General features: G+C 64.2%; 24 protein-coding genes. 17 read left to right on the forward strand and 7 right to left on the reverse strand.

All coding sequences use genetic code 11. The features are described 5' to 3' along the window. The first annotated feature begins 63 nt into the window (after positions 1-63). From PZ895_RS02005 to PZ895_RS02020, 4 genes are all read left to right on the forward strand, one after another. On the forward strand, positions 64-1,689 hold the full coding sequence (locus tag PZ895_RS02005; RefSeq protein WP_275837352.1) for a BCCT family transporter: 1,626 nt from the start codon (positions 64-66) through the stop codon (positions 1,687-1,689). Positions 1,690-1,872: 183 nt separating this feature from the next. Further along, complete coding sequence (locus PZ895_RS02010; protein WP_024588910.1) at positions 1,873-2,088, forward strand: cold-shock protein; 216 nt, start codon at positions 1,873-1,875, stop codon at positions 2,086-2,088. A gap of 385 nt (positions 2,089-2,473) precedes the next feature. Next, positions 2,474-2,686 (forward strand): cold-shock protein, encoded by a 213-nt coding sequence (locus PZ895_RS02015; protein ID WP_275837353.1) that lies wholly within the window; start codon positions 2,474-2,476, stop codon positions 2,684-2,686. 167 nt (positions 2,687-2,853) lie between these two features. Further along, positions 2,854-3,273: a BA14K family protein gene (locus PZ895_RS02020; RefSeq protein WP_275837354.1), complete on the forward strand. Its 420-nt coding sequence runs from the start codon at positions 2,854-2,856 to the stop codon at positions 3,271-3,273. A gap of 259 nt (positions 3,274-3,532) precedes the next feature. Here the strand turns inward: PZ895_RS02020 and PZ895_RS02025 are convergent, their stop codons facing one another. Continuing rightward, complete coding sequence (locus tag PZ895_RS02025; RefSeq protein ID WP_275837355.1) at positions 3,533-4,171, reverse strand: MBL fold metallo-hydrolase; 639 nt, start codon at positions 4,169-4,171, stop codon at positions 3,533-3,535. Positions 4,172-4,253: 82 nt separating this feature from the next. Then, positions 4,254-5,147, reverse strand: coding sequence for a branched-chain amino acid aminotransferase (locus PZ895_RS02030; RefSeq protein ID WP_275837356.1), 894 nt, complete (start codon positions 5,145-5,147; stop codon positions 4,254-4,256). A gap of 228 nt (positions 5,148-5,375) precedes the next feature. Here PZ895_RS02030 and PZ895_RS02035 point away from each other — a divergent pair, with 228 nt between their 5' ends. The 4 genes from PZ895_RS02035 (at position 5,376) to PZ895_RS02050 (ending at position 8,718) form a co-directional block, all read left to right on the forward strand. Beyond that, positions 5,376-5,930, forward strand: coding sequence for a MarR family transcriptional regulator (locus tag PZ895_RS02035; protein ID WP_275837456.1), 555 nt, complete (start codon positions 5,376-5,378; stop codon positions 5,928-5,930). A gap of 38 nt (positions 5,931-5,968) precedes the next feature. Beyond that, positions 5,969-6,673, forward strand: coding sequence for a response regulator transcription factor (locus PZ895_RS02040; protein WP_275837357.1), 705 nt, complete (start codon positions 5,969-5,971; stop codon positions 6,671-6,673). Positions 6,674-6,746: 73 nt separating this feature from the next. After that, on the forward strand, positions 6,747-8,156 hold the full coding sequence (locus PZ895_RS02045) for an ATP-binding protein (protein ID WP_275837358.1): 1,410 nt from the start codon (positions 6,747-6,749) through the stop codon (positions 8,154-8,156). Positions 8,157-8,301: 145 nt separating this feature from the next. Then, positions 8,302-8,718 carry a DUF983 domain-containing protein gene (locus PZ895_RS02050; RefSeq protein WP_275837359.1) on the forward strand — a complete coding sequence of 139 codons (417 nt, stop codon included), beginning with the start codon at positions 8,302-8,304 and terminating at the stop codon, positions 8,716-8,718. On the opposite strand, the gene PZ895_RS02055 is transcribed toward PZ895_RS02050, so the two are convergent. The 3 genes from PZ895_RS02055 to PZ895_RS02065 all read right to left on the reverse strand — a co-directional run bounded on the left by PZ895_RS02055 (position 8,715) and on the right by PZ895_RS02065 (position 10,347). After that, the gene (locus PZ895_RS02055) at positions 8,715-9,071 is read right to left on the reverse strand and encodes a tRNA-binding protein (protein WP_275837360.1); all 357 of its coding nucleotides are present in this window, start codon (positions 9,069-9,071) and stop codon (positions 8,715-8,717) included. The genes PZ895_RS02050 and PZ895_RS02055 overlap by 4 nt on opposite strands. A gap of 143 nt (positions 9,072-9,214) precedes the next feature. Further along, positions 9,215-9,715, reverse strand: coding sequence for a YbjN domain-containing protein (locus PZ895_RS02060; RefSeq protein WP_024588921.1), 501 nt, complete (start codon positions 9,713-9,715; stop codon positions 9,215-9,217). 359 nt (positions 9,716-10,074) lie between these two features. After that, on the reverse strand, positions 10,075-10,347 hold the full coding sequence (locus tag PZ895_RS02065) for an accessory factor UbiK family protein (RefSeq protein ID WP_275837361.1): 273 nt from the start codon (positions 10,345-10,347) through the stop codon (positions 10,075-10,077). A 139-nt stretch (positions 10,348-10,486) separates the two neighbouring features. Here PZ895_RS02065 and lgt point away from each other — a divergent pair, with 139 nt between their 5' ends. The 8 genes from lgt to PZ895_RS02105 all read left to right on the forward strand — a co-directional run bounded on the left by lgt (position 10,487) and on the right by PZ895_RS02105 (position 16,758). Next, positions 10,487-11,323 carry a prolipoprotein diacylglyceryl transferase gene (lgt, locus tag PZ895_RS02070; protein WP_275837362.1) on the forward strand — a complete coding sequence of 279 codons (837 nt, stop codon included), beginning with the start codon at positions 10,487-10,489 and terminating at the stop codon, positions 11,321-11,323. Beyond that, positions 11,320-12,366, forward strand: coding sequence for a class I SAM-dependent methyltransferase (locus PZ895_RS02075; RefSeq protein ID WP_275837363.1), 1,047 nt, complete (start codon positions 11,320-11,322; stop codon positions 12,364-12,366). Before lgt ends, PZ895_RS02075 begins: the two co-directional genes overlap by 4 nt. An 85-nt stretch (positions 12,367-12,451) precedes the next feature. Then, positions 12,452-13,246, forward strand: coding sequence for a peptidoglycan editing factor PgeF (pgeF, locus tag PZ895_RS02080; protein ID WP_275837364.1), 795 nt, complete (start codon positions 12,452-12,454; stop codon positions 13,244-13,246). A 3-nt stretch (positions 13,247-13,249) separates the two neighbouring features. Further along, positions 13,250-14,401, forward strand: a complete 1,152-nt coding sequence (locus tag PZ895_RS02085; RefSeq protein WP_275837365.1) for a Xaa-Pro peptidase family protein — start codon at positions 13,250-13,252, stop codon at positions 14,399-14,401. Positions 14,402-14,418: 17 nt separating this feature from the next. Then, entirely contained in the window at positions 14,419-14,961 is a 543-nt protein-coding gene (locus PZ895_RS02090; RefSeq protein WP_275837366.1) for a hypothetical protein, read from the forward strand. A gap of 119 nt (positions 14,962-15,080) precedes the next feature. Continuing rightward, positions 15,081-16,013 carry a ribose-phosphate pyrophosphokinase gene (locus PZ895_RS02095; RefSeq protein WP_275837367.1) on the forward strand — a complete coding sequence of 311 codons (933 nt, stop codon included), beginning with the start codon at positions 15,081-15,083 and terminating at the stop codon, positions 16,011-16,013. 62 nt (positions 16,014-16,075) lie between these two features. Further along, on the forward strand, positions 16,076-16,348 hold the full coding sequence (vapB, locus tag PZ895_RS02100; RefSeq protein ID WP_275837368.1) for a type II toxin-antitoxin system VapB family antitoxin: 273 nt from the start codon (positions 16,076-16,078) through the stop codon (positions 16,346-16,348). Beyond that, on the forward strand, positions 16,345-16,758 hold the full coding sequence (locus tag PZ895_RS02105) for a type II toxin-antitoxin system VapC family toxin (protein ID WP_275837369.1): 414 nt from the start codon (positions 16,345-16,347) through the stop codon (positions 16,756-16,758). The genes vapB and PZ895_RS02105 overlap by 4 nt, the downstream gene beginning before the upstream one ends. On the opposite strand, the gene chrA is transcribed toward PZ895_RS02105, so the two are convergent. Then, the gene (chrA, locus tag PZ895_RS02110) at positions 16,755-18,080 is read right to left on the reverse strand and encodes a chromate efflux transporter (RefSeq protein ID WP_275837370.1); all 1,326 of its coding nucleotides are present in this window, start codon (positions 18,078-18,080) and stop codon (positions 16,755-16,757) included. The two genes, PZ895_RS02105 and chrA, sit on opposite strands and share 4 nt — an antisense overlap. Positions 18,081-18,327: 247 nt before the next feature. On the opposite strand from chrA, the gene PZ895_RS02115 reads away from it, so the two are divergent. Then, positions 18,328-19,689 carry a dienelactone hydrolase gene (locus PZ895_RS02115; RefSeq protein WP_275837371.1) on the forward strand — a complete coding sequence of 454 codons (1,362 nt, stop codon included), beginning with the start codon at positions 18,328-18,330 and terminating at the stop codon, positions 19,687-19,689. Here the strand turns inward: PZ895_RS02115 and PZ895_RS02120 are convergent, their stop codons facing one another. Next, a complete protein-coding gene (locus tag PZ895_RS02120; RefSeq protein ID WP_275837372.1) occupies positions 19,690-20,805 on the reverse strand; it encodes a helix-turn-helix transcriptional regulator in 1,116 nt (371 codons plus the stop codon). It abuts the gene before it with no gap. Positions 20,806-20,945: the final 140 nt, after the last annotated feature.

Consider the following 20,945-nt stretch of genomic DNA (forward strand, 5'->3'; position numbering starts at 1 on the left):
GCCGGCGGGCAATCCGGCCGCCTCTTTCGATGGCGGCCGCAAGAAAATATCGAGGAATCAAGAATGAACGAAGACTCCAAAAGCACGGTCACCGTGGACGACATCGACTATGAAGTCGGGCAGGACAATGTTCAGATTTTCGGCCTCGACATCCACAATCCCGTGTTTGCGATCTCGGGAGGCGTGATCATCGTCTTCGTGGTGCTGTCGCTTCTGTTCCCGACGGTGACGGAAGAGTTCTTCGGCTGGTTGCGGCCGTGGCTGACGGACAATTTCGACTGGTTCCTGATGATCGCCGGCAATCTCTTCGTGCTGTTCAGCCTGGCCCTGATCGTGACGCCGCTCGGCTCGATCCGGCTTGGCGGTGAGGATGCAAGGCCCGACTATGGCTATCTCGGCTGGTTCGCCATGCTCTTTGCAGCCGGCATGGGCATCGGCCTGATGTATTTCGGCGTCTCCGAACCGCTGAGCCACTATGAATCCTCGCTCGCCGGCGTGGCCAGCGAAGGCGGCGTGCGAACCGACTGGGCGCCGCTCGGCGGCGCGGAAGGCGACCCGGCCGCCGCGCAGGCGCTGGCGATGGCGGCCACGATCTATCATTGGGGCCTGCACCCCTGGGCGATCTATGCGGTGGTCGGCCTGTCGCTGGCCTTCTTCGCCTATAATCGCGGCCTGCCGCTGACGCTGCGCTCGGTCTTCTACCCGCTTCTGGGCGAGCGCGTCTGGGGATGGCCCGGCCACGTAATCGACATCCTTGCGGTGTTCGCGACCCTGTTCGGCCTTGCTACCTCGCTTGGCCTGGGCGCGGAACAGGCGATGGGCGGCATCGAATTCCTGTTCGGCATTCCCGCGACCGACGGCACCAAGGTGGTACTGATCCTGCTCATTACGGCGGTGGCTTTGGTATCGGTCGTCGCCGGTCTCGACGCCGGCGTGAAGCGCCTGTCGGAAATCAACATGGTGCTGGCGCTCTTCCTGCTGGCATTCATCTTCCTGGCCGGACCAACACTGCTCATCGCCACCGGCTTCGTGCAGAACTCCATCGCCTACGTCACCTATTTCCTGCCGCTGGCCAATCCCTTCGGCCGCGAGGACGTCAACTTCCTGCATGGCTGGACGACGTTCTACTGGGCCTGGTGGATTTCCTGGTCGCCCTTCGTCGGGATGTTTATCGCGCGCGTCTCGCGCGGGCGCACCGTTCGCGAATTCGTCACCTGCGTTCTGGTCGTCCCGACCTTGCTGTCGATCGTCTGGATGTCGACCTTCGGCGGCGCGGCGATCGATCAGGTCGCCAATCTCGGCAATTCGCTGGTGTCGGAGGCATCGGACGAACTGAAGCTCTTCATCATGGCGAACGCATTCCCGCTGACGCAGATCATCTCCTTCATCGGCATCGTGCTGGTGATCGTCTTCTTCGTCACTTCGTCGGATTCCGGCTCGCTGGTGATCGACACCATCACGGCCGGCGGCAAGCTCGATGCGCCCGTCACCCAGCGCGTCTTCTGGGCCAGCTTCGAGGGGCTGGTCGCGATCGCCCTGCTTCTGGGCGGCGGATTGGCCTCGCTGCAATCGGCGGCCGTCGCCACCGGCCTTCCCTTCGCGTTCCTGCTCGTGGTGATGATGTTCAGCACCTGGCAGGGCTTGAGGGGCGAGCGCTATGTGACGACGCCCGCCACCTCCGCCGGTTGAACCGGCGGAGGTCCCGACCTTGCCAGAATGCAATTTCCGTGTCATGCAATAGGCGTTCGGGTATTTGACGGCCCGGAGACTGGAACGTTTTGGACGACCTTTCCCCGATTTCGTGAACTCTCGACGATCGCGACCGCAACCGAACGGCGGCGCACACCACAATCAGGGCAATAGGAGTCCCACATGAGCAGCCAGAGCGGCACCGTAAAGTTCTTCAACACCACCAAGGGCTTCGGCTTCATCACGCCGGACGATGGCGCAAAGGACGTTTTCGTCCACATCTCGGCCGTCGAGAAGTCCGGCCTGCGCACCCTCGTCGACGGCCAGAAGGTCACCTTCGACGTCGAGCCGGACCGCATGGGCAAGGGCCCGAAGGCCGTCAACCTTCAGGAAGCCTGATCCTTTCGCAGCCACGCTGCATGACGAATCCCGAAGCGCCGCCCTCCGCGGCGCTTTTTCTTTGCCCGGCGCGTCCCTTCACGCATGAAGGAAACTTTTTCTTGCCCAGCCTGTCAAAATGCGGGACAGTTCTGACGTTCGGGCAATTGCCGGCCCGGAGACTGGAATAGAATGACCGGATCGACAGACCAGACGACCATGATCGCTTGCACCGTCCATCCGGCTCGACCGCGACAAAAGAGGGTGATTTCGACCCCGCGCGCTGCCCTGTTTCCTTCTCCCTCAACAAGAGCACTGCCCAATCCTGCGCCGGCCATCGGCGCACCCTTATGTCATGGGGCCGAACACCCCTGACGCAATCCCACGGGAGATGAGGAACCTTCCCATGCCGCAGAGTGGAACAGTCAAATTCTTCAATCACGCCAAAGGCTTCGGCTTCATCACGCCGGATGACGGGCAAAAGGACGTGTTCGTCCACATCTCGGCCGTCCAAGCGTCCGGCCTGCCGGGTCTCGAGGACGGCCAGAAGGTGAGCTTCGATACCGAGCCCGACAAGCGTGGCAAGGGTCCGAAGGCGGTCAATCTCACCATCGGCTGATCCCGGCGGAAGGGTCGTTGAAATCCCCGCGAACGCAGGCGTCGCGGGGGTTTTTCGTTCGCTGCCATCCGTGATCGGCGCGTTCAGCATCCGTTCATCGAATGAGACTTAAATCTTCATGCAATGCCGGCGATGGATGTGTTTGGGCCGGCCAGGAGTGAAGATCGATGAACCGCATTGTGAAGACTGCTGCCGCTTCGGCCCTGATCGCAGCCACCACGCTGGCCGCCATTGCGCCCGCCAGCGCCCATGACCACCGCCGCTACCGCGCCAATACCGGCGACGTCGTCGCCGCAGGCGTGCTCGGCCTTGCCGCCGGCGCGCTGATCGCCGGCTCTGCCAACCGCCAGGCCGACGTGATCTACCGCTATGACGAGCCGCGCTATGTGCGCCCGCGCCCGGTCTATGAGCGCCCCGTCCGCGTCTACGAGCGGCCGCGCACCGTCTATGTCGAGCGCTATTCCTCGTTCGAGCCGTGGACCCGCGACTGGTATCGCTGGTGCTCGGACCGCTACCGCTCGTTCAACCCGGACACCGGCACCTATGTCGGCTATGACGGCGTGCGGCGCTTCTGCGAAGCGAACTGACGTTTCACGAACTGACGAAAAAGCCCGCCGTTTGGTGGGCTTTTTTGTTGGGTGGCGGTGGACCGAACCGAGAATTTTGCCAATTGACCCCCACCCTCTATCCCTCCCCACAAGGGGGAGGGAGCCCGTGAATGCCGTGCCAATCCCGTCGACGCGCCCTTCCCCGGTTTGAAGGATAGAGCGCAGCGCCGGCGCCCTCCCTTCCCCTTGTGGAAAGGGATAGAGGGTGGGGGTTCCCTTCAGAAAGACTCCCCGAACCTCAAACCAGAAACGGGTTGTTCCGCCGCTCTTCCCCGAACCTTCCCCCCGGCCCGTGGCCGCAGATGAAGCCGATCTCGTCGCCGAGCGGCAGCAGCTTTTCCTTGATCGAGCGGATCAGCGTCGCGTGGTCGCCGCCCGGCAGGTCGGTGCGGCCGATGAAACCGGAAAAGAGCACGTCGCCGACATGGGCGAAGCTGGCGGCGCGATTGTAGAAGACGACATGGCCGGGCGCGTGGCCGGGGCAGTGCAGAACTTCAAATTCGTGATCGCCGAACGAGACTTTCTCGCCTTCGGTCAGGTAACGGTCCGGCGTGCAGTTCGCGAGGCCGGAAATGCCGTAAGTCCGCGCCTGGTCGGCGATGCGTGACAGCAGCGGCTCGTCGGCCGCGTGCGGGCCGACGATGTCGACGTCGAGCGCATCCTTCAGTTCCATCGCCCCGCCGGCATGGTCGAGATGGCCGTGCGTCAGCCAGATACCCTCGATCGTCAGCCCGTTCTCCGAAATGACCTGGCGGATCGTCTCGACGTCGCCGCCCGGATCGACGACCACGCCACGCCTGGTCGCCTCGTCGAACAGGATCGTGCAATTCTGCTGGAACGGCGTGACGGGAACGATCCCGGCTCTCAGTTCACCCATGAAAATCTCCTCTCTGTCGGGTTCTACCTGAGGAGAATGCGGACGGATTGCAAGGGTGAAGGCGTTTGCTCGACTTGCCGCCTTACTCCGCCGCGATGGCGTGCTTGGGTTGCACTTCGGCCGAATAATCGTTCATCAGGTTGCGCGAGATCTCGCCGGGCGTGAAGCGGTAGGGGCCGACTTCGGAGACCGGGGTGACTTCGGCGGCGGTGCCGGTCAGGAAGCACTCCGTAAAGCCTTCCATCTCCTCCGGCATGATCGCGCGCTGGACGACTTCGATGCCGCGCCGCCTGGCGAGGTCGATGACCGTGCGGCGCGTGATCCCGTCGAGGAAGCAGTCCGGGTCCGGCGTGTGGAGCTTGCCGTCCTGGACGAAAAAGACGTTGGCGCCCGTCGCCTCGGCGACGCGGCCGCGCCAGTCGAGCATCAGGGCATCGGCATAGCCCTTGGCTTCCGCCGCGTGCTTGGAAAGCGTGCAGATCATGTAGAGGCCGGCGGCCTTCGACTTCGACGGCGCGGTGCGCGGGTCGGGGCGGCGGTATTCGGCCAGATCGAGGCGGATGCCCTTCAGCTTCTGCTCGGGGTCGAAATAGCTCGGCCACTGCCAGATCGCGATGGCGCAGTTGATCCGGTTGTTCTGCGCCGAAACGCCCATCATCTCCGAGCCGCGCCAGGCGATCGGGCGGACATAGGCGTCCTGAAAGCCCTGCTTCTTCAGGAGTTCGCGGCAGGCTTCGTCGATCTCGCCGACCGAATAGGGAATCTTGAAGCCGAGGAGACGCGCGGATTCGTGCAGGCGCTCGGTGTGCTCGGTCAGCTTGAAGATTTCGCCGCCATAGGCCCGCTCGCCCTCGAACACCGAACTGGCATAATGGAGACCGTGGGTCAGGACATGGACCTTGGCGTCCGCCCATCTGACGAATTCGCCGTTCATCCAGATATGGCCGTCGAGTTGGTCGAAGGGAACGGATGCCATGAAAACCTCCCGCGGGCTGATGCCCCTGATCGTTGAGCGCTGACTTTGCTGCGTCTCGCGCAACTGCCCCGAACGCATGGCAAATTGAAGGAAATTCCAGGAAAATCCGCTTCAACTTGCCTTTTCGTTCGTCAATTGGCGAAAAGATTGGCAAAAATTACAAGCCCGTGCAATTTATGTCAACAAGGCTGACATAAATTTCGAATCTGCTAGGCTGACGATACGATGATGGCGAAGAAACCGGCCGAACTGGCCAAGGCAATCCGCACCCCGCTGACGGTCGACGACGGCATCGATTTTCCGATGATCGAGCTGTTCTTCTTCGCCTATCGCGATTTCACCTCCGATCCCGACCAGTTGCTGGCGGCCTATGGCTTCGGCCGCGCCCATCACCGCGTCGTCCACTTCGTCAACCGCATTCCCGGTCTCACCGTCGCCGAGCTGCTTGACGTCCTGAAGATCACAAAGCAGAGCCTCGCGCGGGTGCTCAAGCAACTCATCGAGACCGGCTACGTCGTCCAGATCCAGGGCCTGCGCGACCGGCGCCAGCGCGAGCTCTATCCGACGGACAAGGGCCGCGACCTCGCCCTCGCGCTCGCCGCGCCACAGTCCCGCCGTATCGCCAATGCACTGACGCGTCTGGACACGCAGGATCGCGAAACGGTCGAGACTTTCCTCAGATCGATGGTCGATCCCGATTTGCGCGTCCAGATCGAACAGCTTCCCGGCGGCGCCGGAAACGTGCAGGATAGAGCGATCGCCGAACCGGAAGCCACGCGATAGAACGAGAACGGCCGGGCGGGGTATCGAAGGGAGCATTCATGACCGAGACCACTTCCATTCTGGATGACGATGCCCCGCATCTGCTCATCGTCGACGACGATACGCGCATCCGCAGCCTGTTGCAGCAATATCTCGGCGAGAACGGCTTTCGCGTGACGATCGCCGGCGATGCGGACGAGGCGCGGCGCAAGCTGGCCGGGCTCGACTTCGACCTGATCGTGCTCGACGTGATGATGCCGGGCGAGAGCGGCGTCGAACTGACGAAGTCGCTGCGCGCGGAAAAGGACGTCCCGATCCTGATGCTGACCGCGCTTTCGGAAACCGACAGCCGGGTCGAGGGGCTGGAAGCCGGCGCCGACGATTACCTTCCCAAACCCTTCGACCCGCGCGAGCTTATCCTGCGCGTCAACGCGATCCTGCGCCGCGGCGGCCCGCAGACGACGCCGAAGGTCGAGCAGATCGTCTTCGGCCCCTACACGTTCCAGATCACGCGGCGCGAGTTGAAGCGCGGCGGCGAGATGCTGCGACTGACCGATCGCGAGCAGGAAATCCTGGCGATGTTCGCCGAGCGCGCCGGCGAGACGATCCCGCGCCACGAGCTCGTCGGCGACGGCTCGGAGGTCGGCGAACGCACCATCGACGTGCAGATCAACCGCCTGCGCCGCAAGATCGAAAAGGACCCGTCCAATCCGATCTGGCTCCAGACCGTGCGCGGCATCGGCTACAGGCTGAGCGTGGAATAGCCCGGCGCGGCTTTTCTTTGAGCTTCGCCGCGCCGTGCCTTACACTCCATCTTCGACAGGGTTCGGGACAGGCATGGCGAGTTCGGACATCACGGAACGGGAAGGCGAGAGCCGCGAGACGGCGCCCAGCTTCGGCGAAAGCATGTTCGCGCTCTGGCAGCGCACGGCGCGCCGCGTGGCGCGCTACATGCCCAAGCGCCTTTATGCGCGCTCGCTGATCATCGTCATCGCGCCGATGATCCTGTTCCAGTCCATCGTCGCCTTCGTGTTCATGGAGCGTCACTGGCAGACGGTGACGATGCGCCTTTCGGCCGGCGTCACGCGCGACATCGCCGCCATCATCGACATGGTCGAGACCTATCCGCCCGGCGACAACTACGCCAATGCGATCCGCATCGCGCAGGAACGGCTGGGGCTCAAGGTCGATCTTCTGCCGCCCGATCCCCTGCCCGCGCCGGGGCCGAAGCCCTTCTTCTCGATTCTCGATCATTTCCTCAGCCAGGAGATCAATCGCCAGATCAACCGGCCGTTCTGGCTTGACACGGTCGGCAATTCCAACGTCGTCGAAATCCGCGTCCAGCTTCAGGACAAGGTTCTGCGCGTCTTCGCCCGCCGTTCGCAGACCTATGCGTCGAACACGCATATCTTCCTGTTGTGGATGGGCGGCACGTCGCTGGTGCTGCTGGCCATCGCCATCGCCTTCCTGCGCAACCAGATCCGCCCGATCCTGCAACTGGCGGAAGCTGCCGAAAGCTTTGGCAAAGGCCGCCCGATGCCGTCCGATTTCAGGCCGCGCGGGGCGGACGAGGTGCGCCGCGCCGGCAAGGCCTTCATCCAGATGCGCGAGCGCATCGAGCGCCAGATCGAGCAGCGCACCGCGATGCTGACCGGCGTCAGCCACGATCTGCGCACCATCCTGACCCGCTTCAAGCTGCAACTTGCACTCGCCGGCACCAAGATGGATACGAAGCCGATGGAACAGGACATCGACGACATGCAGTCGATGCTGGAAGGCTATCTCGCCTTCGCCAAGGGCGACGCCTCGGAGGATACCGGCTTCTTCGATCTCGAAGAATTCCTTGGCAAGCTGGAGGTGGAGGCGAAGCTGAGAAAACGCAAGCTGACGACCAGGCTTTCCGGCCGGCCCGAGATCACGGTGCGGCCGATCGCCTTCTCGCGGCTCTTGTCGAACATCGTCGGCAACGCCTTCCGCTATGCCAAGAAGGTCGAGGTCACGGCCGTTCATTCGTCCGGATCGCTGACCGTGACGGTGGACGACAACGGACCGGGAATTCCGGCGGAACGACGCGAGGACGTGTTCAAGCCCTTCGTGCGGCTCGACGAGGCCCGCAATCAGGATGCGGGCGGCACCGGGCTCGGCCTGTCCATCGCCCGCGACATCGCCCGCGCCCATGGCGGCGACATCAAGCTCGACGGCAGCCCGCTCGGGGGCCTGCGCGCGGTGATCCGCGTTCCCGCGTGAGCGTGCGGGCTATCCCGATGGAGATCGGGCACTGCTGACGCATCAAAAATGCTAGAATGCCGCAGGGTGACTTGCCGCATTGTTGCGGCGAACGATGTCTGCCACGGATCGGCGAGCCGTCTCATGGCCAGCAAAGTGCAAGACGATGACCGAAACCACCTTCAACCCCACCGACAACCCGATGAAGACCGGCATTCTGGGCCGCTGCCCGCAGTGCCAGAAGGGGCACCTGTTCGACGGTTTCCTGTCGCTTGCCCCACGCTGCGAGGTGTGCGGCCTCGACTATTCCTTCGCCGATCCGGCCGACGGCCCCGCCTTCTTCGCCATGTCACTCGCCTGCGTGCCCGCACTCGCTTTCGCGGTGTGGATACAGGTCAATTTCGAACCGCCGCTCTGGGTGCATGTCGTCACCACCCTGCCGCTGATCGTCGCCTGCTGCGCGGCACTCCTGCGCCCGCTCAAGGGCTGGCTGGTCTGCTCGCAATATTTTCACAAGGCCGAGGAAGGCAGGATCGACCGCGACTGGCACGAAACGCGCTCTCGGAGCAAGGACGAACGTTAGAACAACCGTCCGCCATCCGGCACGCGCTTGTCGATTGCGCCTAGCACGACTTCGCCCTCTTCGTCGGGAAAGCCGAGCGTCAGGACTTCGGACATGAACTTGCCGATCTGGCGCGGCGGGAAATTCACCACGGCCATCACCTGTTTCCCGACGAGTTCGGCCGGCTCGTAGTGCTTCGTGATCTGCGCGGAGGATTTCTTGATGCCGAGGGGCAAGCCGAAATCAATCCTCAGCTTGATCGACGGCTTGCGCGCCTCGGGATAGGGCTCCGCCTCGACGATCGTGCCGGCGCGGATGTCGACCTTGTCGAAATCGGCGAAGCTGATCTCGGGTTTCAGATCGCTTGCGGACATGGATCGCTACCGTTGGTGATTGGCCAATTCGGGTCAGGGTGAGTCGAAAACGGTCGACTTCGAGAACCGGAGCGGAGCGTACATTGGTACGTGAGCACCGGAAGCGCAGAAAGCGGCCGTTTGCAGGCCACCCTCACCCGAATTTACGCATTGCCGCGGGTCTCGAAGAGCACGTTCGCCAGCGCATCCCTGGCGTTCGAGCCGGACCAGACGACGAACTGGAAGGCGGGGAAATAGCATTCGCACGCTTCGAGCGCGGAGTGCAGCAGCACTTCGACCTGCTGGCTGGTCGGCTCGGCGCCACCCGACAGGAGCAGCGACTGGCGGAACATGATCGCGCCTTCCTGCTCCCACAGGTCGAAATGGCCGAACAGCATCTGCTCGTTGATCAGCGAGAGCAGGCGCATGACTTCGAGCGCGCGGTTTTCCGGCACCTTGATGTCGAAGGCGCAGGCCAGGTGCAACGCCTCGAAATCCTCCATCCAGGAGAAGGAGACGTGATAGTCGGTCCAGCTTCCGGCCACCGAGATCGCGATCTCGTCGCTGCCTGTGCGCTCGAACGACCATTCGTTGGTGTTGGCGACATGCTCGATCACATCCACCGGGTGGAGATCGCGGGCGATATCGAGTTCAACAAGGCTCATCAAAATCTTTGCTTTCCCGTTCGTTCCCGGCGCGGCACGCGCGCCAATCAGGACCTGCCCCACACGGACTGAAACTCCCGGCCACAGCGGTATCGACACAGCCGCTTCGCCTTCTCGCGCAAGACCCGAGCGCTCCGATGCGCTTCGAATCATGCTGTAAATTCAGTCTATTGATGCCGAGTCCCGTGAACAGCCCCTTTTTCGGAGCGGGCCGGAGCAACATGTGGATAGTTGGCCGGCGGCAAAGATGAAGGAAGGCTTAAGCGATTCAGCGAAAAGGTCTTTTCGCGCCGAGCCCCTGTGGAGAACCGGCAGCCCGAAACTTGCGCAAAACTTGCACTGGCGGCGAAGCGGGCCATTCAGGCGGTCGGTTCGGTCGATTTCCCGGCAAGTTTGGCCTCCAGCGCCTCGATCCGCGCGGCCAGCTTCTCGTTTTCCGCGCGTGCCTTGAGCGCCATCTCGCGCACCGCTTCGAACTCCTCGCGCTGGACGAGGTCCATCGAATTCAGGATGCGCTCGGCCTGGCCGCGAAAGGCCGTCTCGAACTCGCGGCGCACGCCCTGGGCGGCACCGGCGGCATCCGTCATCAGCCTGGCGAACTCGTCCAGAATGCGGTTGGGGCCGGTCGACATCTTCACACCTCGCGTCAGGAACACCGTTTCTGTTGAGGTAGTCGCGGCCCCTCCCGATTGCAAGAAAAAGCGGGCTGCTTGACCCGGCAAAGCCGCCCGCGCCATATGAGGCCCGCGCCATTCGCCTTCGGAGCCTTCCTTGCCCGACTATCTCGCCCTTCCCCTGACGGCTCTCGCCTTCCCGAACATCGATCCGGTCGCCCTGCAACTCGGTCCGCTCGCGATCCACTGGTACGGGCTCGGCTATGTCGTCGGCATATTGTTCGCCTGGTGGTATGCGAAGAAGCTGATCGCCACGCCGCATCTGTGGCCGAACGACACCGCGCCGATCAAGCCGGCCGACATCGACGACTTCCTCGTCTGGGCGGCGGTCGGCGTCGTTCTGGGCGGGCGCATCGGCTACATGCTGTTCTACGATTTCGCGCGCTATGCGCAAAACCCGCTCGACGCGCTGGCGATCTGGCGCGGCGGCATGTCCTTCCATGGCGGGCTTGCCGGCGTCACCATCGCAATGATCCTGTTCGCCCGCCGGCGCGGCTTTTCGCCCTGGAGCCTGTTCGACACCATCGCGGTCGGCGCGCCCGTCGGGCTCGGGCTGGTGCGGGTGACGAATTTCATCAATTCCGAACTCTGGGGTCGGCCGACCGACGTGCCCTGGGCGGTCGTCTTCCCCAATGGCGGCCCCTTCGCGCGCCATCCGAGCCAGCTTTATGAGGCGATCCTCGAAGGCCTTGTGCTCTTCCTCGTCCTGTTCGTGCTGACCCACAAGGGGCTGAAGCTGAAGCAGCCGGGCTTTCTCGCGGGTGTCTTCATCGCCGGCTACGGGGCCTCGCGCATCGTGGTCGAGTTCTTTCGCGAACCGGACGCGCATATCGGCTATCTGGCCGGCAACTGGCTGACCATGGGCATGATCCTCTCGGTGCCGCTGGTGCTGCTCGGCCTCTGGGCGATGGTTCGGGCGCGTCGGGCGGCGTGAGCCTGAAGCGGCGCATCACGGAACTCATCGCCGAGGCGGGGCCGATTCCCGTCTCGCAATATATGGCGCTGTGCCTGTTCGACCCCGCGGACGGCTACTACACGACGCGCGAACCTTTCGGCGCCAGGGGTGATTTCACCACCGCGCCGGAAGTCAGCCAGATGTTCGGTGAACTCGCCGCCGTCTGGCTCGCCTCGGCCTGGCAGGCGGCAGGCCAGCCGCAGGACGCGATCCTCGCCGAGATCGGGCCGGGGCGCGGGACGCTGATGCGGGACATGCTGCGGACATTGTCGCGCATCGCGCCGGATTTGACGCGGCGCGTCGCGATGATCGAGACCAGCCCGCGCCTCGTCGACGTGCAGAAGCGAACGCTGGGCGAGACGACCGCGGCGTGGCACCGCGACGTCGCCGAACTGCCCGATGCGCCGCTCTTCATCGTCGGCAACGAACTCTTCGACGCGATCCCGATCCGGCAATTCGTGAAGACGCCGCATGACTGGCGCGAGCGCTGCGTCGGGCTCGACGCCGATGGCGAATTGGCCTTCGTCGCCGGCCCCGGCACGACCGACGCGACCCCGCCCGATGCACCGTCCGGAGCGATCTTCGAGATCGCCCCCGCCCGCAACGCCCTCATGCAACAGATTGCGGAACGGATCGCGCGGCACGGCGGCGCGGGGATGTTCATCGATTACGGACATCTGACGACCGGCACCGGCGACACGCTTCAGGCGATGCGTGCCCATGGATATGTCGACGCGCTGGCTGCGCCCGGAGAAGCGGACCTGACCAGCCATGTGGATTTTGCGAGCCTCGCAGGCGTCGCGTCGTCCGTTGGTCTTGAGGCGCGGACGATGACGCAAGGCGAATTCCTCCTTGGAATGGGACTGCTCGAACGCGCCGGACAGCTTGGCGCGGGCGGCGATGCGAGATTGCGGGAGCGCTTGCAAGGCGAGGTCGAGCGGCTGGCAGCGCCCGACCAGATGGGGGAGTTGTTCAAGGTTTTGATGGTGGGACAGGACTTGGCTGGTCTACCGCCGCGCTGACTCCAATTGACACCACCCCTCCCCTCCACCACCATCGCGCCCGGCCCGACCCGGCCATGCACCGCGGCAGACGAAAAGGCACTCCATGCTCGATGCGACGCGACCGGACCCGGTGCGGTCCGATCTTCTCGATGCCCTTGCGCATAAGGGCATACGCCACGGTTTCTTCACGCGGGCCGGCGGCGTCTCGGACGGCATCTATCGCGGGCTGAATGTCGGCCTCGGCTCTGGCGATTCGCGCGAGGCAGTGATCGAGAACCGCCGCCGCGCGGCCAGGTGGCTCGGCGTGCCCGAGACGCATCTGGCCACCGTCCATCAGGTTCATTCGCCCCACGTCGAGATCGTGACCGCGCCGATCTCCTATGACCAGCGCCCCGAGGCGGACGCATTGGTGACCGCGACGCCGGGCATCGCGCTCGGCATATTGACCGCCGATTGCGGGCCGATCCTCTTCGCCGATGCCGATGCCCGCGTCGTCGGCGCCGCCCATGCCGGCTGGAAGGGCGCGGTTTACGGGATCGTCGAGAACACGCTGGCGGCGATGGAAAACCTCGGCGCGGACCGCGCGAACATCCGCGCCGTGCTCGGCCCGGCAATCAGCGCGGCGAATTACGAAGTCGGACCGGAACGCGTCGCCGATCTGATCGCGGCGGATCGCGCGATCGAAGCCTGTCTCACGCCTTCGGCGAGGCCCGGCCATGCGATGTTCGACCTGAACCGCTACACGCTCGACCGGCTGAAGCGGGCCGGCGTGACGGTTGACCAGGTCGCGCGCTGCACCTATGCGGAAGACCACGACTTCTTTTCCTACAGGCGGACGACGCACAGGCAGGAGCCCGATTACGGCCGCCAGCTCTCCGCAATCGTCCTGGAGACCTGATTGATGGCGCTGCATTTCGACAGAACCGAATTCGATTCCCGCCGCGACCGGCTGCTCATCGAGATGGCCGATCGCAAGCTCGACGCGATCCTGCTTTTCGCGCAGGAGAGCATGTACTGGCTGACCGGCTACGACACGTTCGGCTTCTGCTTCTTCCAGTCGCTGGTCGTGAAATCCGACGGTTCGATGGTTCTTCTGACCCGCTCGGCCGACATGCGCCAGGCCAAGCACACCTCGACGATCGAGAACGTGGTCCTGTGGACCGACCGCGACAAGGCCGACCCGGCCGCCGATCTGCGCAACCTTTTGAACGACCTCGACCTGCTCGGCTGCCGCATCGGCGTCGAATACGACACGCACGGCCTGACCGGCCACAATGCGCGCCTGCTCGACGAGCAGTTGAAGACATTCGGCAAGATCGAGGACGCCTCCGACCTCGTCTCACGCCTGCGCCTTTTCAAGAGCCCGGCCGAGATCAGGAAGGCCGAGCGCGCCGCCGCGCTCTCCGACGACGCGCTCGACGCCGCGCTGCCTTTGATCAAGCAGGGCGGCGACGAGGGCGCGATCCTGGCCGCCATGCAGGGCGCGATCTTCGAGGGTGGCGGCGACTATCCGGCCAACGAGTTCATCATCGGCTCGGGCGCGGACGCGCTTTTGTGCCGCTACAAGTCCGGCCGGCGCAAGCTGACCAAGACCGACCAGTTGACGCTCGAATGGTCGGGCGCCTTCGCGCATTACCACGCGCCGATGATGCGCACGATCCTGATCGGCAAGGCGACCAAGCGCCACCAGGAACTCTACGAAGCCGCCCATGATGCGCTGCTCGCCGTCGAAAAGGCGATGGTGCCGGGCAACAGTTTCGGCGACGTCTTCGACGCCCATGCCAGGGTGATGGAGGCGCGCGGCCTGACCCGCCATCGGCTCAACGCCTGCGGCTATTCGGTCGGCGCGCGTTTCACCCCGTCCTGGATGGACAAGCAGATGTTCTTTTCGGGCAATCCCGAGCCGATCGCGCCCGACATGACGCTCTTTGCCCACATGATCATCATGGATTCGGACTCCGAGACGGCGATGACGCTCGGCCGCACCTACCTCACGACCGATGCCGCGCCCCGCGCCCTGTCGCGGCATGGCCTCGACTTGATCGTGCAATGACGGCATAGTTTCAAACCATGACCGCCTCGACGACCCTTTCGCGTGGATTCGCGCTGCTGACGGTGCTGGCTCTTGCCGGCTGCGCCGGTTCGAACGCGCTTCAGCCCAATGCGCTGACCAGCACGCAGGAGGAGGCGATCGCGGCCGCCTCGCCGAACCCGGCCGGCCGGCAGACGGCCTCGCTTGCCGCCGCGGCCAATCCGCAGCTTGCGATCCCGCCGGCGATCGGTGCGCCCGAAACCGCCATCGCGCCGCTCAACGCACGGCTCGTCGCACGGGCGCAGGAACTGGGCATTCCGCTCGGCGCTGCCGCCAGCGCGGACGGACTGACGATGAAGGGCTATTTCTCGGCCATCACCGAGGGGCAGCAGACGACCGTCATCTATGTCTGGGACGTGATCGACGGCCAGGGCAATCGCCTGACCCGCATTCAGGGCCAGGAACGCGGCCCGCGCACGGCCGGCGAAGGCTGGACCAGCGTCGGGCCGGACATGATGCAGCGCATCGCCGACCAGACGATCGACGCCTACGCATCCTGGCTTCTTGCCCGCGCCGGTTGAATCGGTCGCAAAGGACGGGACAGCCCAATTTGAATCGGGCTTGAATCGGGAGCAAGGGTTGCAATCGCAGCGCTTGCCGGTAAAAGGCCGGTCAAATCCTTTGCCGGGGACCTCACTACATGAAGCTTTTCGCGGGAAATTCGAACCGGGTGCTGGCCGAAGCCGTCGCCCGATACCTGAACATTCCGCTTGGCAAGGCATCGGTCCGCCGTTTCGCCGATCAGGAAATCTTCGTCGAGATCCAGGAGAACGTGCGCGGCGAGGATGTCTTCATCCTTCAGTCGACCTCCTATCCCGCCAATGACCATCTGATGGAAATGCTCATCATGATCGATGCTTTCCGCCGGTCCTCGGCGCGGCGCATCACGGCGGTCATTCCCTATTTCGGCTATGCGCGGCAGGACCGCCGCGCCTCGGGCCGCACGCCGATCTCGGCCAAGCTCGTCGCCAACATGATCACCCGCGCCGGCGTCGACCGCATCCTGACGCTCGACCTTCACGCCGGCCAGATCCAGGGCTTCTTCGACATCCCAACCGACAATCTCTTCGCCGTTCCGGTGCTCGCGCGCGACGTGAAGGCGAACTATTCGCTGCCCAACACGATGGTCGTCTCGCCCGATGTCGGCGGCGTGGTGCGCGCCCGCGCGCTCGCCAAGCGCATCGATTCCATGCTCGCCATCGTCGACAAGCGCCGCGACCGGCCGGGCGAATCCGAGGTGATGAACATCATCGGCCAGGTCGAGGGCAAGGACTGCCTCCTGATCGACGACATCGTCGATTCGGGCGGCACGCTGTGCAATGCGGCCGACGCGCTCCTGGCCAACGGCGCGACCAGCGTCACCGCCTACATCACCCATGGCGTGCTTTCGGGTGGCGCGGTCGCACGCATCACCGGCTCGAAGCTGAAGGAACTGGTGACCACCGATTCCATCCAGCCGACCTCGGCGGTGGAAGCCGCGCACAACATCCGCATCGTCACCATCGCCGATTTGATCGGCGAGGCGATCTCGCGCACGGCATCCGAAGAGTCGGTCTCCAGCCTGTTCGACTGAGATTTGTCGATACCGAGCAAATAATATATACTTAGGCATAGACTCCAATGGAGGTATGCCGAATGTCGCGAATTCATACCGCAAAGCTTTTCAAGAACGGCGCAAGCCAAGCCGTTCGTCTGCCTGCCGAATTCCGCTTCGATGGCGACGAGGTCTTCGTCTCGCGCGACGAGCGCACGGGAGATGTCACCTTGTCGAAGCGCCCATTGATGAAAAGCTGGGACGACTTTTTCGAACTTCTCGCAACCGTCGACGTGCCGACCGATTTTATGGCCGAGCGGCCATTGAATGTGGTGACGCCCGAGCGCGATCTGTTTGGCGAGGATGATCGGTGAGTGGCCTGCATATGCTGGACACGGATACCGCAAGCTATCTTTTGAAAGGCCGTTCGCAAATTGCCGCCAGTCGGCTTGCCGAAGTTCCCCCATCGTCCGTCTGCATTTCGGCGGTAACGCAAGCAGAGCTGCTTTATGGCTTGAAGCAATTGCCCGCCGACCATCGCCTGCATCAGGCGGTGCAGCAGTTTCTCCAGATTCTCCAAGTCCTGGCATGGGACGGCATTGCAGCCAGATGGTATGCCGACATCCGCTACCGCTTGAAGACGACGGGCCAGCCGATCGGTGAAATGGACACCATGATCGCGGCCCACGCACTCGCAACGGGTGCCGCACTCATCACGAACAACACGCGACATTTCGGACGCATCGAAGCACCGCTGACGCTCGTCAATTGGACTATCGATTAGCCGCCGGCTAACACCCAGCCCATTCCCGCCAGTGCGGCCACCGCCAGAACCACGATCAGGTTGACGTGGAAGCGCAGGAGCGCGACCGCCGCTGCGATCGCGATCAGCGCTGCCGCCGCATCGAACGTCGCAAGTTCCGGCAACAGGATGCGGAACGGCCCGGCCTGCACTTCTGAAAGCGCGCCGAACAGCACATGCAGGCCGAACCAGACGGCGAGATTTGCGATGACGCCGACCACCGCCGCCGTCACCGCCGAAAGGGCGTTTGCCAGCCAGCGGACGTTGCGCACCGTCTCGACATAGGGCGCGCCGGCGAAAATCCACAGGAAGCAGGGCACGAAGGTGAACCAGAGCGTCACGACCGCGCCGGCAATGCCGCCCGTCAGCGGCTCGAACCCGGACAGCCGCGCGCCACCCAGGAAGCCGACGAAGACAAGCACCAGGATGAGCGGCCCCGGCGTGGTCTCGGCCAGCCCCAGCCCGGTCAGCATCTCGTCAGGACGCAGCCAGCCATAGATCTCGACCGCCTGCTGCGCGACATAGGCGAGCACCGCATAGGCCCCGCCGAAGGTGACTGCGGCCATGATGGAAAAGAATCCGGCCTGCTGGGCATAGACGTTCTGCGCGCCGGCGACGAGATGGAGCAGGACCAGCGGCAAGAGCCAGATCGAAAGCCAGATCGCCGTCGTGCGCAGGAAGCGCGGCCAACTCGGCCGGGCCCAGTCGGGCAGATCGCGCACCGGCGCGGCGCCGCCTCCCGCCTTGCCGTTGCTCGTGACGCCAAGCGCGCCGAGTGCGGCGGCGGCGAGAATGACGATGGGAAACGGAATCTGCAACAGCGCGATGGCGACGAAGGCGAGCATCGCGATCGCCACCATCGCCGGCCCCTTGAGCGCCCGCTTCGAGACCTTGATCAAGGCTTCAAGCACGATGGCGAGAACGGCGGCCTTGAGCCCGAAGAGAAGCCCCTGGACGATCGTGACCTCGCCGGCAACGATGTAGATGGCCGACAGGACGGTGATGAGGATCGCGCCGGGCAGGACGAAGAGCAGGCCGGCGATCAGCCCGCCGACCGTGCCCTTGAGCAGCCAGCCGGCATAGGTCGCAAGCTGCATCGCCTCGGGGCCTGGCAGCATCATGCAATAGTTGAGCGCGTGCAGGAAACGCGGCTCGTCGAGCCAGTCACGCTCCTCGACGAGTTCCCGATGCATCAGCGCGATCTGTCCCGCTGGCCCGCCGAAGGAGAGGAAGCCGATCTTCGCGAAGACGCGCGTGACCTCGCCGAGACTGGGATTGGAGGAATCGTGCACGTCGCCCGCCATGACCGTTTCGCGCGAAACTAGATCGCGCGCTCTGTCAGCTCAATGGCATATCCGATTCATTTCCAAGGGAAGTTTGTCGGCCGATGGCGACCCCGGAGCACCATTGCGAAGATTTGTTCAACCCGCGCTTGCGTCGATGCGGCTGGCGGCGGAAGATCGCCCGGACCGTCACGCGGCTGTCAGCCTGCCCGGCTAGAAGGCAGGTCATCGCGGCAGCGTCACTCGAAACCTCTAGGGATGGATTCTCATGAAGATCGTATATGCGGCGGCTCTGGCAGCCGGACTCTCCACCGCGCTGACGCCTGCGCTGGCTCAGGACGCGACGACGCCCGCGAACGAAACGCAGCAGGCCGCTCCGCAAAACCGGATCGACATCATCCGTCCCGACGCGCCGGAATTGGCCGAGCATGGCGATTTGCCGATCGGCGTGCGCACGGTCGAGGTGACGAACGCCGACCAGATCGACATCGCCAACACGACCGCCACTGGCGAACCCCCGCGCTACGAGCGCACGCTGACGCTCGAAATCTGGTATCCGGCCGCCGAAGGCACCGGCAATGAAGGAACCTACGAGACGGTCCTGCGCGACGGCGAGACCGAGGTCACGCTGACCGGGCGCGGCGTGCGCGACGCGGAGCCCGCGATCGAGGGCGGTCCCTATCCGCTCGTCATCATCTCGCACGGCTATCCGGGAAATCGATTCCTGATGAGCCACCTGGCCGAGAACCTTGCCACCAAGGGTTATGTCGTCGCCTCGATCGATCATCTGGAATCGACCTATAGCGACCAGGGCGCGTTCGGCTCGACACTGGTCAACCGCTCGCTCGACCAGATCTTCGTCCTCGACGAGATCGAGCGCATGAGCGGCGAGGATGGCGAATTTCTTTCCGGCCTCGTCGACACGGAAAATACCGGCCTGATCGGCTATTCGATGGGCGGTTACGGCGCGGTCATCACCGCCGGCGGCGGCGTCACCGGGACGTCCGTCGGCTACGAATGGGGCGCGCCGGCCGGCACGCTCGCGATCCACCAGGCAGGTTCCCCCGAACATGGCGAGCGCGCGGAAGATCGCATCAAGGCGGTCGTCGCCTTCGCGCCCTGGGGCCGTCAGCGCGGTTTCTGGGATGCCGAGGGGCTGAAGGGCATCGAGACGCCAATCTTCTATGTTTCCGGGTCCGTCGACGATGTTTCGGGCTACGAGGACGGCGTGAAGATGCTCTATGAAGAGACGGTCAATGCCGAGCGCTATCTCCTGACCTTCGAGAACGCCAATCACAACGCGGCCGCCCCGATGCCGGCGCCCGCCGAAAGCTGGACGGTCTCGGAAAAGCTCGGCTACGCGCCCTTCGACCATTATGCCGACCCGGTCTGGGACACGGTGCGGATGAACAACATCGCGCAGCATTTCGTCACCGCCTTCCTCGGCAAGGAACTGAAGGGCGAGGAAGAAATGGGCGACTATCTCGACCTGATCGAGAACGCCGCCGACGGCGTCACCGCGCTCGACGACGAGGGCGAGCCGACCGACGCGCACACCTACTGGAAGGGCTTTGCCGACCGCACCGCCATGGGCCTGTCGCTGATGCACGCCATGCCGGCGGGCGAATGATCAGCGCATGACATTGCGCAGCAGGGCGACCAGTTCGCCCTGCCTGTGCGTCTCGGTCTTGGCGAAGATCGACTTCAGCCGGTGGCGCGCCGTCTCGCGGGCGATGCCGAGAAACTCTGCCGCCCTATCGATGCTGTCGCCATTGGCAAGCAGGATCGCGAAGCGCGCCTCGGATTCGGTCAAGCCGAAGATCGACTGCAACGTCTCGGCACCCGTGCGCGGCCCCGCATCGGGGTCCCGCAAAAGGACGATGACGCGGGCCTCGCTGTGCAGCCGCGTGACGAAGGCCGGCAGGTCGACGATTTCCGCGACCAGCGGCCGCCGGCCCGGCCGAAGGATCGGGATCGGCACCGCGCGCGCCGCATCGGCATAGCCGGCCCGCATTCGCACCGCCTGTCCGATGAGCGTGTGCAGCGCGCGGTTGCTGTCGGCATGGATGGCGGTCAGCCGACCGCCGACGAGCCGGATCGCGCGCGGATTGCGGTCGAGCAGCGCACGCGCGGGCGCGTTCATCTCGATGACGGTCCTGTCGCCTGCTATCAGGACGGCGGCTTCCGAAAGCGAGTCGAGGATTTCGAGCCCGGTAATGCCGCGCGTGTTGTTGAAGAAGCCCGACAGCTTGACCATCCTGCGCAGATGCGGAGCCAGTCGCTCCATCGACTTCGCCTCCTCCCGGGTGAAGAAGCCCTGATCGGTGCGCCGCAGCATCGGAACGCACCAGGGCTGCCCGTCGACCTTGAAGCCGATCGCCGCAAATCCCGAATAGCCCCATTTGAGATAGAGCTCGTTATAGGTGGCGAGCGTCTTTCGTTCCTCGTCGCTCGCCAGATCGTGCTCGATGACGACTGTCTGGCCGGATGTGAGCAGCGGCCAGCCGCGATCCGCCCGGTAGTGGTCGACATACCACTCCCCGGTCACGTAATCCTCCAGGAACTCGGTATAGGTCGCGGTCGCCGGCATCGCGACCGCCGCCGCTTCCACATCCTTGGGATAGAACATCGCGTCGGCCGCGCCGAAGACGCCCACGAGGTTGCGCAACGCCGTCGGCCAGTATTCCGGCGCGATGGTGGCTGCATAGCACTCGTCGAGCGCGCGATCGTAGATCGTCTCCGCCATGATCCCCTCCGCAAGGTCGCTTCTGTTCAAGCTTTGGCCCAGCGCAGCCGCCGTGGCGAAAGTCTAACCCGGAATTGACGCTACGGCAAAAACGGTGGCCCAAGAAAATCTCGCCCTGACGCAAGGCAAAGCGCATGGCT

Source organism: Mesorhizobium sp. YIM 152430, from assembly GCF_029210365.1.
Lineage (GTDB): Bacteria > Pseudomonadota > Alphaproteobacteria > Rhizobiales > Rhizobiaceae > Aliihoeflea.